This window comes from Niallia sp. FSL W8-0635 (assembly GCF_038007965.1).
In the GTDB taxonomy this organism is placed as follows: Bacteria; Bacillota; Bacilli; order Bacillales; family Cytobacillaceae; genus Niallia.
On the sequence record NZ_JBBOYD010000001.1, the window covers coordinates 2,896,817 to 2,910,143 of the forward strand.

Here is a 13,327-nt window from a genome sequence, read left to right on the forward strand (position 1 = left end):
CCATGTCTTTTCTTAAAAAGAATGGATTCTCTAGTCCATATTCCATATGTTTATAGTTGTACCATTCTTCTATTCTTAGTAAAATAGATAATAAGAATGGCTAAGAAATTGGAGGACTCTATGAAGAAAAAGAAAAATAGATTACAAAAGATTGTTGTATATTTAATGATCTTTGTTATGCTTGCATCTACCCTATTAATCGGCATTGGGATGTTATTTTAAGGCGAAGAATATTTATAATATGGAAGCGAAGAGGTTTTAGCCTTCTTCGCTTTTTGCTTTTAATGTATTGCTCCGTAGTCTCTAGCTAATTCCTTAAAGCTTTTATCTGACTTTGTGATAAGCACTTTGGTTCCTAATGGAATCAATTCATAAATCGATTCTACCGCCTCATTATGCATACGGACACAGCCATTAGACACATAATTTCCAATAGACCCTGGATTATTGGTTCCATGAATACCATAGATTCTCCCATCTGTATTATTTGCATCAAAACCAATCCACCGCGTTCCAAGGGGATTTTCGTCATGACCTCCAACTATATTTTTTTTCCGATAATATGGATTTGCTGCTTTAACTGTAATTGTAAATAGACCTTCTGGGGTTAAGTTTTCTTTTTTTCCAGTCGATACACTAATCGTTGTTTGTACTCGATTTTCATCTATTATGGATAATTGATTCGATTTTTTATTAATAATGATAAAAGGATCTCCTGGCAATGGATTTTGCCCTAATGGCCATATAGGTGAGATCGTTAGGAAAATAGAAAGAGCTAGCTTTAACATACAGTCACACTCACTTTTTTTTCTTAGTTTGTGTGGATCTTTATCCTTTATACAAAAACAGCATAATCAACTTAGATACATTCTCTTTTTATACAGAATACTTAAACAGGATGTTTTTATCTGCATTAAAACAAAAAGATTCCTTTATCCGAAGATAAAGAAATCTTTTTGTTAAAGCATTTTCTCCAAAAACTCTTTTGCACGTTCTGTTTTAGGATTGGTAAAAAACTCTGCTGGTGGGGCATCTTCTACTACAACTCCACCATCTAGGAAAAGAACTCTGTTTGCCGCTTCTCTAGCGAAGCCCATTTCATGTGTAACTATAAGCATAGTAATTCCAGTATTAGCAAGTGATTTCATTACTTCAAGCACTTCTTTTACCATTTCAGGATCCAAAGCTGATGTTGGCTCATCAAATAGGATTACTTCTGGATTCATTGCAAGGGCACGAGCAATTGCGACCCTTTGCTTTTGACCGCCAGATAATCGACTCGGATATACATTCGCCTTATCAGAAAGTCCAACTTTAGTCAAAAGCTCTTTGCCCATTTTTTCGGCTTCACTTTTGCTTAGACCCTTTACCTTTATTGGTGCATACGTAACATTTTGCAATACAGTCTTATGTGGAAAAAGATGAAAATGCTGAAATACCATCCCAACGTTTTCTCTAATTTTTTTTATGTTTGTATTTTTATCCGTAATATCGGTGCCATCAATGATTACTTTTCCTTCTGTAGGCACTTCAAGCAAGTTAATACAGCGAAGAAAAGTAGATTTCCCTGAACCAGATGGACCAATAATGGTCACAACTTCCCCTTTTTCTACCTGTGTATTAATCCCTTTTAAAACTTGAAGGGAGCCATAGGATTTATGCAAATTTTCAACATTAATCACTTCTTCTCATTCTCCTTTCAACAGCCTTTGCCAATGTTGTTAATATCATAACAAGTACATAGTAGATTAGACCTGCAAGAATCATTGGCTCCAAGTATGCATATTTTTCTCCACCCATAATATAGGCTCTACGCATAATATCTGTTACACCAATTACAGTAACAACTGCTGACTCTTTCGTTAAGGAAACTGCTTCGTTGATTAACGCTGGGAAAATATTTTTCAAAGCCTGTGGCAAAATCAAATCAAACATTGCAAGTCTAGGTGAAACACCTAGTGCCATAGCAGCCTCTTTTTGACCACGATCAACCGCTAAAATTCCAGCGCGAATAATTTCAGAAATATAAGCAGCTGAATTTAATCCAAAGGAAAGAATTGCTGCAACAGCTGGTTCTATTTGAATCCCCGTTAATTGCGGCACACCAAAATAGATGATCATTAATTGCAGAACAAGAGGTGTCCCTCTGAATACAGATGTATAAATAGCAGCAATCCAGCTTAACACTGGAATCTTACTTAGTTTAAAAATTGAAAGTATAATCCCTAAAATAAAACCAATAATTCCTGCAACAACGACAATCTGTAGTGTCACTGTTATTCCCTTCAGTAAATAAGGAAGGGAGGGAATAAACTGTTGGAAATCTAAGCCCATTAATAACTCAATCCTTTCATAAAAAAACGGGGTGCTTCATTATCCATTTTTTATTGCTAATAAACAAGAAAACGTTTAGGGCAATGTTTGCCCTAAACTGTTCCCCCGCTTTAAACCTATTAGTTATCAAACCATTTTACAACTAGCTCGTCAATTTCTCCGCTGTCTTTCATTTTCTTTAATTCAGCATTGAATTTTTCTGTTAAGTCACTACCTTTTGGAAAAGCAATAGCAGAACCAGCGTCCTGATTAGCCTCTTTCGCAGGGAAAGATGTTAAAGTATCTTCTTTATTTAAATAGCCAGTAGCAACTACATCTTCAATAATTGCTGCATCAAATCGCCCAGCTTTAATTTCTTGAATTAATTGTGGAATACGGTCACGGTTTTCCACAGTAACCTTTACAGTTTTAGCTATTTCCTTTGCTGCATCTTCTTGAATAGAACCTAATTGTACACCAACTTTTTTCCCTTCAAGATCTTGTACACTTTCAATATTACTATCTTTTGTTGTAATTACTAAATCTTTTGACGTGTAATATACATCACTAAAATCAACGTTTTCCGCTCTATCTGGTGTTGGAGACATACCAGATAAAACTAAATCTACTTTTCCAGATTGTAAAGCAGAAATTAACCCACTAAAGTCCATATCTTTTACTTGGATATCATAGCCAAGCTTTTCTCCTAATGCATTTGCTAAGTCAATATCAAAACCGATAATGTCATCACTTTTTGCTGTATCGATATATTCAAATGGTGCATAATCTGCAGAAGTTCCCATTGTAAGAACCTTTTTATCAGAAGATCCACTTTCACTATTTGAACCATTTTCATCAGTAGAAGTACCACATGCGCCTAAAATAAACACTATAGACAACAGCATTAATGCTAATAATTTTTTCATATTATTATTATCCCCCTATACTTTCTTATCTTCTTATCTCTATTAATATTGCTTGTTTGACATAAATTATAAGATGAACTTTTTATTTATATTCATGCAACAATATGAATTTTAACACATACTAATAAATATTCAATATAATTCATACAAATTCATTTAATAAAATACTATTCTGAAAAAACTTAATTTTTAAATAATTTATATAAATTTTCGAAAATTCATTTTTTTATTAGAGTGTTTCCGACTTCAAGGTTGAAATATTGATAAATAGTCATTTTACAAGGGGAACATTCATTTTAAATTGTTGCTCCAACAAAAAAAGCTCAGAATCTGAGCTTTTTTAATCAAATATAAAGTACTTATTTTACTTCTTCACAATACTCTTCAAATGCATTCTGTAGTTTTTCTACTACTTGCATTGGATCATGTCCTTCAATTTCATGGCGCTCTACCATTTTCACTAATTCCCCATCTTTCATTAAAGCAAATGAGGGAGAAGAAGGAGGAAAGCCAGTAAAATAGGAACGTGCTTGTTCTGTTGCTTCTTTATCTTGTCCTGCAAATACAGTTACTAATTGATCTGGTCTTTTTTTATAATGTAATGAGTAGCCAGCAGCCGGTCTTGCAATTCCACCTGCACATCCACATACAGAATTCACCATCACTAGCGTCGTACCTTTTTGGGATAATGCTTCATCTACTGCTTCTTTTGTCGTTAATTCTTGATACCCAGCATCTACTATTTCCTGGCGTGCTTGACGGACAACATCATTCATGAATAAGTTAAAATCAATATTCATCGTTTCGCTCCCTTTTTTGAAATATATTCTTACTACATTATTATAAAAAAAGTATTCATTTTCAATATATATGTTTGCATTAGCTGTATTCACAATTTTCGGAACTATATTTCCCAATCTTTTAATAGATTGGCGTTGTTTCTTCTGATGTAGTCTCTAGTATTTGCTTAATTCTTTGCAAGAACCTTCCACAAACAAGTCCATCCAGTACTCGATGATCAAGAGACATACATAAATTCACCATATCTGAAATAGCAATCATATTATCTTTAATAACTGGTCTTTTAACGATTGATTCCACTTGAAGAATAGCAGCTTGCGGATGGTTGATAATCCCCATTGATTGAATGGAACCAAATGATCCAGTGTTATTAACAGTAAATGTTCCATCTTGCATTTCATCAATTGCTAATTTACCTGTTCGCGCTTTGTTTGCAAGCTCTGTAATTTCTCTTGCTATTCCTTTAATTGATTTTTCGTCAGCATTCTTGATAACAGGTACAAAAAGTGCACCCTCTGTTGCTACAGCAATAGAAATATTAATCTCTTTTTTCTGTATTATTTTATCTCCAGCCCAAGTTGAATTAATTTCTGGAAACTCTTTTAATGCTCGGGCAACTGCTTTCACAAAAAAAGCAAAGAACGTTAAATTATAGCCCTCTTCCTGCTTAAAGGAATCTTTCACTTTGTTTCTATATTGAACAAGCTTCGTTACGTCCACTTCAATCATTGTCCAAGCATGAGGAATTTCATGCTTACTCTTCACCATATTGCTTGCAATTGCTTTTCTAACCCCAGTAATTGGAACTTCCTTGTCTCCAGCTTTAGTTTGATGGCTGTTACTATGTACACTGGTTTCTTTAAGAGGAGTTGTCTCAATTGGGACATTTACCGTCACTTTCTCTTCCACTTTTACCTGTGGAGTTCCTTCGTTTATTGCTTTTTGTACATCTTTTCTCGTAATTCTTCCACCGGCACCTGTTCCAGTTAAAAGAGCTAAATCAATTCCAGCTTCCTGAGATAATCGTAATACAGCTGGTGAATACCTTGATTTTTGGCTAGTATCAGCTTGATGAGAAGTAGGTTCTTTTTTTACTGGTTCTCCACTCATAGTGGTATCTTCCTGCAAGCTACCCCCTGTTACTTCAATGGTACAAATCACTTCACCAACCTCAAGTGTCTGGCCTTCTTCTGCTATAAGTTCTTTTATTGTACCCGAAAAAGAGGAAGGAATTTCTGCATTTACTTTATCAGTCATCACTTCAGCAAGTGGATCATATTTATTAACTACATCGCCAACAGCAACAATCCAATTGCTTATTGTTCCTTCTGTTACACTTTCTCCTAGTTTGGGCATCGTAATTTTTTCAATCGGCATCTCTTTTCACTCTTTCTTTTACGACTTAAAATTCTGCGAGCTTTCGCATTTCTGTTTCTACTTTTTCTGGCGTAACCAAGAAGAATTTTTCCATCGTTGGCGCATATGGCATCGCCGGAACATCTTCTCCCGCTAATCGCATAATGGGTGCATCCAAATCGAATAAACAGTTTTCAGCAATAATCGCTGCCACTTCACTAATAATGCTGCCCTCTTTATTATCCTCTGTTATCAGTAGAACCTTTCCCGTTTTCGATGCAGCTTCAATAATGGCTTCTTTATCGAGAGGATAAACGGTACGTAAATCTAATATATGTGCTGAAATACCATCCTCTGCTAATTTTTCAGCAGCTTGCAAGGCAAAATGAACACATAATCCGTATGTAATAACGGTAATATCTTCGCCCTCTCGCTTTACATCTGCTTTACCGATTGGCAACACATAATCCTCTTCTGGAACAAACCCCTTAATTAATCGATAGGCACGTTTATGTTCAAAGAATAAAACAGGATCAGGATCTTGAATGGCTGCTTTTAATAACCCTTTTACATCATAAGGTGTTGATGGCATGACAATTTTTAAACCCGGTGTATTCGCAAACATTGCCTCTACAGATTGAGAATGGTAAAGTGCTCCATGAATCCCCCCGCCATAAGGAGCGCGAATAACAATGGGACACGTCCAGTCATTATTCGAACGATATCGAACTTTTGCTGCTTCTGATACAATTTGATTAACAGCAGGCATAATGAAATCTGCAAATTGCATTTCTGCAATAGGCTTTAAACCATACATTGCTGCACCAATTCCTACACCTGCTATGGCAGATTCTGCTAGTGGGGCATCGATTACTCGTTCAGCACCAAATTGTTCATAAAGGCCTGTTGTCGCTTTAAAAACGCCGCCTTTCACTCCAACATCTTCTCCAAGGATAAATACTTTATCATCTTTTTCCATTTCTTCGCGAATTGCTTGAGTTACTGCATCTATATAAGATATTACTGGCATCTTTCTATTTCCCCCTTAATTGCCGTATACATATTTCAATGTATCTTCTGGTTGTGCATATGGCGCCTTTTCCGCATAATCTGTCGCTTCATTAATTTCTTTTGCAATTTGGTTATTTAGTTTCTGATCCAATTCTTCTGTTAATATACCAGTAGAAATTAAATACGCTTTAAATGTAAATAAAGGATCCTTTGCTTTTGCTTCTGTCACTTCTTCTTTTGCGCGATAAGTACTGTCATCGTCATCAGAAGAATGAGGAGTTAAACGATAGCAAATTGTTTCAATTAGCGTTGGTCCTTCTCCTCTTCTTGCTCTTTCTACTGCTTCTTTCGTAACTCGATATACCTCAATCGGATCATTTCCATCCACCGTAACCCCTGGCATGCCGTAGCCAATTGCTCTATCGGAAACATTTGCACAACCTAGTTGCTTTTCAATTGGAATAGAAATAGCATATTTATTATTTTCACAGAAGAAAATAACAGGTAGTTTATGCACACCAGCAAAGTTTGCTCCTTCATGGAAATCTCCTTGGTTTGAAGAGCCTTCACCAAAGCTTACAAACGTCACGAAATCTTTCTTCTCCAATTTACCTGCTAATGCAACCCCCACTGCATGGGGTACTTGTGTAGTAACCGGAGAAGAACCTGTAACAATTCGGTTTTTCCTTTGTCCGAAATGTCCTGGCATTTGTCTTCCCCCAGAGTTCGGATCTTCTGCTTTTGCAAAGCCTGAAAGCATGATATCTTTTGTGGTCATTCCAAAAGCAAGCACAACTCCTAAATCACGATAATATGGTAGAATATAATCCTTTTCACGGTCAAATGCGAATGCTGCACCCACTTGTGCCGCTTCTTGACCTTGACAGGAAATGACAAATGGGATTTTTCCTGATCGATTTAATAACCACATTCTTTCATCAATTCTTCTTGCAAGGAGCATCTGCTCATACATTTCTAATACTTGATCATCTGTTAAACCAGCTTCTAAATGGCGGTTATGGACCATTGTCATATTATTACCTCCTAATTGGCTCATCTTTGTTCCCCCTATATTGGAATAGAAATCATTTTTCTTTTCTATTTTTCCATTTCTTCTATCTAACCATGAATTGCTATACCGTCTACTGCAAGTGCTGCTTCTCCAATTGCTTCTGTCAGTGTTGGGTGCGGATGAATCGTATTTGCGATTTCCCACGCTGTTGCATCAAGTACTTTTGCTAGCGCCGCTTCTGCTATTAAGTCGGTAGCATGTGCACCGATAATATGAACGCCTAATAAATCATCTGATTCTTGGTCCGTAATTATTTTTACAAATCCATCTTGTTCGCCATAAATGAGCGCTTTTCCAATTGCTTTAAATGGAAATTTACCTTTTTTAATCGTATGTCCTAAGGCAATTGCTTCTTCTTCTGTATAGCCTACACTAGCTATTTCCGGACTTGTGTAGATGCATTTGGAGACTGTTTTATAATCTAAAGGAGAAGGATTTTCCCCTGCTAGATGTTCAACGGCAATCATGCCTTCATTTGATGCAACATGTGCAAGCTGTAATCCGCCTATACAATCACCAATTGCATAAATATGTGATTCCTTTGTTTGGTAATATTGGTTCGTTTGAATCTGATTATTAACAACTGCAACCTCGGTATTTTCAAGACCTATTCCTTCGACATTACCTATTCTTCCAACTGATACAAGCAGCTTTTCTCCTTCAAATGTTTGAATATCTCCATTTTTTTCTGCTTGAATGGTTACTTTAGAAGATTCTTTTTGCAATGTTTCCGCTAATACCTTGGCATCTGTTACAATTTTTATCCCTTTTTTCTTCAAAATTCTTTGTAATTCTTTACTTATTTCCTTATCCTCTGTCGGTACTAATCGATCACTATATTCTAAGATTGTTACACTTACATCAAAATCTGCCAGCATAGAGGCCCACTCAACCCCTATCACTCCGCCACCAACAATAATGATTGATTTAGGAAGCTCCTCCATTTGAAGCGCTTCCTCTGAACTAATTACAGTCGTACCATCTATCTGTAGTCCTGGTAAGCTTTTCGGTCTTGAACCTGTTGCGATAATCACATGTTTAGGTAGGATCATTTCATTTTCTTCTCCATTATTCATTTCAACTGAAATAGTTCCTGGCATGGGAGAGAAAATAGATGGCCCTAGTATTCTTCCATTTCCTTCATAAACATCGATTTTTCCTTTTTTCATTAAGTATTGGACACCACTATGAAGCTGATTTATGATAGTTGATTTTCTTTCTTGCACTCGGCTAAAATCCAATCGTATATCTGAAGTGAAAATCCCAAACTCATCACTTTTTTTCGTGGTCGCATAAACTTCTGCACTTCTTAATAAAGCTTTACTCGGAATGCAACCATTATGTAAACAAGTACCACCTAATTTTCCTTTTTCTACAACTGCTGTCTTTAAACCTAATTGCGAGGCGCGAATCGCTGCTACATATCCGCCTGTTCCACCGCCTAGAATGACAAGATCATACTCTTTTGCCATATTCTTCACTCCTCTTTATCCATACTCTTTTGGTATTTCTTCCTTGCGTAATACTCTTAATACTCCCTGTGCCAATGATTGTCGTTCGTTTTCACCTGGATATACCATTATATCTGCAATCCAATTCACACGTTCCATAATTAATTTTACAAATAAGTTACTAAATGCCAGCTCGCCAGTTAAGATAATCGCATCGACATTTCCAAATAGTACGGTGCTTGCACTGCCAATTTCCTTTGCTATTTGATAGGCCAAAGCTTCAAAAACCGGATAATTTGGGTTGTCAATATGTTTCAACTCTTTATCTAATTCCAAAGAATCTCTATTTGATTTATCAAGGTAAGCCATTACTCCAGAATGGTATAGTAATTCTCGCTTCATTTCTTCGTAGTTAAATGCTCCTGAATAACATAAATCAACTAAATCACCATGAGGTAGTGTACCTGATCGTTCGATGCTAAATGGTCCCTCCCCATTTAATCCATTGTTGACATCTATTACTCTGCCCTTCGAATGAGCACCAATTGTAATACCTTCTCCAAGATGAGCAATTATTAAATGAACTTCCTCATATTTTTTTCCAAGCTCCATTGCCGCTCTTCTTCCTGACGCTTTATGATTAAGAGCATGAAAAACACTTTTTCTTGTGATACTTGGATAACCAGAAATTTTGGCAATGTTGTCCATTTCATCTACAACAACTGGATCTACGATATAAGAAGGAATTTCGAAATGCTTAGCGATTTCATAGGCAATAAGAGCCCCCAAGTTCGAAGGGTGTTCTCCTCTCGTTTGTCCAAGTAATTCATTTCGCATAGCAGTATTTACAAGATAAGTTCCACCATCAATCGGCTTAAGCAAGCCGCCTCTTCCACAAACAGCCGCTAATTTTGAAAGATTAATTCCTTTTGCCACCAAATAAGAAAGAACTTCTTCTGATCGGTACATATACTGAGAAACAATAGAAGGGAAATCCTGCAGTTGTTCTGCATTATGGTGTATATCGTCTACTATAATTGGAACCTCATTTTCATAGAGGGCAATTTCTGTTACAAATGACCTTGGGTTTATTACCAATATCCGAAATTTACTCATTAAAATATCCCCTTGTCAAAAATTAATTTAAGTTATACTTATCCAATTTATAGTATAAATTGCGAACGGAGAGGCCTAAGGTTTTAGCGGTTAATGTCTTGTTCCCATCTAACTTTCTCAAGGTTTTTTCTATAATAACTTTCTCGTATTTTTCTACTTGCTCCGAAAGTGTTTGATTATCATTATCCGTTTCGTTATTCAAGTCTATTTGTTTTTCTTTTATCTTTACCGGTAAGACAAGATGCTCCGATTTAAGCACCATTTCTTCTTCCTGTGCTTTGATTACAGCTAGTTGTAAAATGGCCTTTAATTCTTGCACATTAGCTGTGTAAGGATATGCTTCTAGTTCTTTTTTTGCATCTATTGAAATCTCGCTAATACATCTTCCACTTTCCTTGTTTAGCTCCAAGAGAAAATATTTGGCTAATGGAAAAATATCCTCTTTTCGCTCACTTAATGGGGGTAAATAAATATTCGATTTCATTAGCTCATCATATAGTTCTTCTAAAAACACACCTGCAATTAATGCTTTTTCTAGCTTTATAGGAGATGAAACAATAAGTCGAAAAGGATATTGTTTGTCTTCTTTTCCATAGCTTCTAATTAATTCTAGAAGCAAAGCTTGTTCATCCATTGATAAGCAAGTGATATTTTCCAAGTAAACGGTTCCTCTGTCGTTACTGTCATTGCCTAAAAACATTATTAATTGTTCTCGATTTCTTTTTGGATGGATACGTTTAAATAATTGAAACTTATTTTCGCCATAATTATGAATGGCATTAGCAAGCATAAACTTCCCCGAACCTTCCTCCCCTCTAATAAACAGGACACGTCTATTAGTGGCTGCTAGCTTTGCTTGCTCGACTGCAAATTTCATGAAAGGTGATTGATAAATAAAGTCCTCAAACTGATAGCTTTGTTCCAACCTACGTATAATCGTTTTCGTAAGTCGTAGTTCTTTTTCGACATGGATTGTTTCCGATTGATTGTTAATAATTTGCAGACAGCCTTTTAATATTCCATCCACTATAATTGGTGAACTTTTTATATGAAGACAAACAGCATCTGTATTTATCGTTATTTCAGAATCCCGTCTCGTTTGAAAGACTTCTTCTCTGTTCTTGGCAATTAAACTAATTTCATTTTGCTGTTCTAATATGGAAAGCAATTCCTCATATGATGAATTTTGCATAATAATTTGACCAAGTTCATCAACCACTGCATAAGCTTCTGCACTTTTTTGCAAAATCAAATTCAGGAGTATCTGAATATTATCTTCATCCATCCAATCTCTTTTACGACTAGCTTCCTGCAATACCGCAACTGCACCAATCACTTGATTCCCTTTATTTTCAATAGGGTAACGAGAAATTAGGAGATAATCATTTTCAGAAATTGCAAACATTTTCTGTTCTTCTTTTCTTTTAGTATGTAACACCCTCATCATCCCACTGTTGGGAATGCTGGATAATATATGTTGATCTATTTGGAGGTGATATTGTTTTTGTAACATTCTTTCAGCACTTTTGTTGAAATAACAGATGACTCCACGATTATCTACTAGGATAATCCCTTCCTTCATTTCATCAAAAAGGGTATAAGAGGCTGACGGTATAGTTTCATTTATCATTAGCGCACTTCCAATCTGTTCATCTGTGCAATTTCTTTCATATCTATACTATACATAGCCTGCAGTAATTATGCAATTTTTTTCCCTTTTTCATATATTTCAGAAAAAAACGCTTATCTTACCTATTACCTCTTATTTCTTTTTGGACTATAGTTAACTTCGTGAGAAGCTAAAATGCTTATAGCCATTCCTTTATATTTTTAATAAGAAGATTTGTCAGAAGTAGAAATTTATCACAAAAAAAGGTTCTCCACCATCACTCTATTTACCAATAGAATCTAGGTAGAAAACCTTTACTCTTTATAAATGGGTTAATACTTCTCGTGCAAGAATGGGCTCATCAGTAATAATTGCTGATATCCCTTCCTTCATTAATGCGCTCATTGTTTTGGGGTTATTTACTGTATATGCTCTTACTTTTATATTTTTTTCTTCGGAGGATTTGATTATCTCTTGGTTAATCCGTTTGTAATTAGGATGAAAACCTTTGGCACCTATAGCATTGGCATAAATCCACGGCTGGTATATCCCATCTGACAACAATGGAGCTGTTTCTATTTCAGGTGCTATACGATAACTTAGTACGAGGCTATAATGGTTAAACGAGGAAAATATAATTCGGTTTTCAAAACCGTATTTTCTAATAAGCTCGATTGTTTTTTCTTCCATCCCTTTATAAGAGATTTTATTATTTTTCATTTCTATATTGCATGTTATTTTATTGTCCTGCATCCAATCAAATAACTCCGTTAATGTGGGAATAGCTTCTTTTTCAATATGTTTAAATCGGTGTCCTGCATTTAATGATCGTAACTCATTATAACTTAATTCTTGCACATAACCCGATCCATTTGTCGTTCTATCTACTTTTTCATCATGAATAATGACTATTTCTCCATCTTTTGTCATTTGAATATCAATTTCTATTCCATCAGCCTTTGCTTTACTTGCTTCTTCAAAAGCTTTCATTGTATTTTCCGGATATTGAGCAGAGAAACCACGATGTGCAAATATTTTCGTCACGTCAAATCACTTCCTTATATGTAGAACTCATTCGCTATTCCATATTTTAATAATTGATGAAAAAAACAGGCTCTAACATAAGTCAGAGCCTGTATCTGTTTTTGTTAAATTAGTTTTTTTGTACGTTAGCAGCTTGAGGTCCGCGTTGACCTTCTTCTATGTCAAATGAAACTTCTTGACCTTCATCTAATGTTTTGAAACCTTCAGTTTGAATAGCGCTGAAATGTACGAATACATCTTGTCCTTCAGCAGTTTCGATGAATCCAAATCCTTTTTCTGCGTTAAACCATTTTACTTTACCTGTAGCCATTTCTTGTTTCCTCCTATGTGCTTTATGCACAAATGTATTACTATCCTTGCTCGTAGTAAAAAATAAAGAAATATGTATTTCTCAACTATTTTCTAAAGAACAAAAATAAGTCTCCTTAATATTAACAGGTTAATCTTCAGAAAGCAAACCTTTGGGTGAATTTTTTTCAATTTTTTAAAATAAATTCCTTATTATGGATTTTATTTCACAATAGCAAGTTTTCGCAATTGCGCTTGAATCTATTTATACCCCTATCATTTCTATATGATAAACCTGTATTTGTAATTATAACATACCAAACGTAAGAATACGTTATGG

The 13,327-nt window shown here is 35.4% G+C and carries 14 protein-coding genes; 1 reads left to right on the forward strand and 13 read right to left on the reverse strand.

Annotated elements, in window-relative coordinates:
• Window positions 1-120 precede the first annotated feature (120 nt).
• Entirely contained in the window at window positions 121-222 is a 102-nt protein-coding gene (gene prli42 / locus NYE52_RS14020) for a stressosome-associated protein Prli42 (protein ID WP_152679997.1), read from the forward strand.
• A gap of 59 nt (window positions 223-281) precedes the next feature.
• On the opposite strand, the gene NYE52_RS14025 is transcribed toward prli42, so the two are convergent.
• The 13 genes from NYE52_RS14025 to NYE52_RS14085 form a co-directional block, all read right to left on the reverse strand.
• The gene (locus NYE52_RS14025; RefSeq protein WP_341193637.1) at window positions 282-788 is read right to left on the reverse strand and encodes a L,D-transpeptidase; all 507 of its coding nucleotides are present in this window, start codon (window positions 786-788) and stop codon (window positions 282-284) included.
• Window positions 789-959: 171 nt separating this feature from the next.
• Entirely contained in the window at window positions 960-1,682 is a 723-nt protein-coding gene (locus tag NYE52_RS14030) for an amino acid ABC transporter ATP-binding protein (RefSeq protein WP_341193638.1), read from the reverse strand.
• Window positions 1,675-2,334, reverse strand: coding sequence for an amino acid ABC transporter permease (locus NYE52_RS14035; RefSeq protein WP_341193639.1), 660 nt, complete (start codon window positions 2,332-2,334; stop codon window positions 1,675-1,677). The genes NYE52_RS14030 and NYE52_RS14035 overlap by 8 nt, the downstream gene beginning before the upstream one ends.
• A 119-nt stretch (window positions 2,335-2,453) precedes the next feature.
• The gene (locus NYE52_RS14040; RefSeq protein ID WP_341193640.1) at window positions 2,454-3,239 is read right to left on the reverse strand and encodes a transporter substrate-binding domain-containing protein; all 786 of its coding nucleotides are present in this window, start codon (window positions 3,237-3,239) and stop codon (window positions 2,454-2,456) included.
• 359 nt (window positions 3,240-3,598) lie between these two features.
• Window positions 3,599-4,039 (reverse strand): BrxA/BrxB family bacilliredoxin, encoded by a 441-nt coding sequence (locus NYE52_RS14045; protein ID WP_341193641.1) that lies wholly within the window; start codon window positions 4,037-4,039, stop codon window positions 3,599-3,601.
• Between the two features lie 121 nt (window positions 4,040-4,160).
• The gene (locus NYE52_RS14050) at window positions 4,161-5,417 is read right to left on the reverse strand and encodes a dihydrolipoamide acetyltransferase family protein (RefSeq protein WP_341193642.1); all 1,257 of its coding nucleotides are present in this window, start codon (window positions 5,415-5,417) and stop codon (window positions 4,161-4,163) included.
• Window positions 5,418-5,442: 25 nt separating this feature from the next.
• Window positions 5,443-6,426 (reverse strand): alpha-ketoacid dehydrogenase subunit beta, encoded by a 984-nt coding sequence (locus NYE52_RS14055; protein WP_341193643.1) that lies wholly within the window; start codon window positions 6,424-6,426, stop codon window positions 5,443-5,445.
• A gap of 15 nt (window positions 6,427-6,441) precedes the next feature.
• A complete protein-coding gene (locus NYE52_RS14060) occupies window positions 6,442-7,434 on the reverse strand; it encodes a thiamine pyrophosphate-dependent dehydrogenase E1 component subunit alpha (protein ID WP_341195196.1) in 993 nt (330 codons plus the stop codon).
• Window positions 7,435-7,526: 92 nt separating this feature from the next.
• On the reverse strand, window positions 7,527-8,951 hold the full coding sequence (lpdA, locus tag NYE52_RS14065; protein WP_341193644.1) for a dihydrolipoyl dehydrogenase: 1,425 nt from the start codon (window positions 8,949-8,951) through the stop codon (window positions 7,527-7,529).
• Window positions 8,952-8,966: 15 nt separating this feature from the next.
• Window positions 8,967-10,046: a butyrate kinase gene (gene buk / locus NYE52_RS14070; RefSeq protein WP_445669115.1), complete on the reverse strand. Its 1,080-nt coding sequence runs from the start codon at window positions 10,044-10,046 to the stop codon at window positions 8,967-8,969.
• Window positions 10,047-10,068: 22 nt separating this feature from the next.
• Complete coding sequence (locus NYE52_RS14075; RefSeq protein WP_341193645.1) at window positions 10,069-11,676, reverse strand: helix-turn-helix domain-containing protein; 1,608 nt, start codon at window positions 11,674-11,676, stop codon at window positions 10,069-10,071.
• 300 nt (window positions 11,677-11,976) lie between these two features.
• A complete protein-coding gene (locus NYE52_RS14080) occupies window positions 11,977-12,699 on the reverse strand; it encodes a glycerophosphodiester phosphodiesterase (RefSeq protein WP_341193646.1) in 723 nt (240 codons plus the stop codon).
• 109 nt (window positions 12,700-12,808) lie between these two features.
• Entirely contained in the window at window positions 12,809-13,009 is a 201-nt protein-coding gene (locus tag NYE52_RS14085; RefSeq protein WP_341193647.1) for a cold-shock protein, read from the reverse strand.
• Window positions 13,010-13,327: the final 318 nt, after the last annotated feature.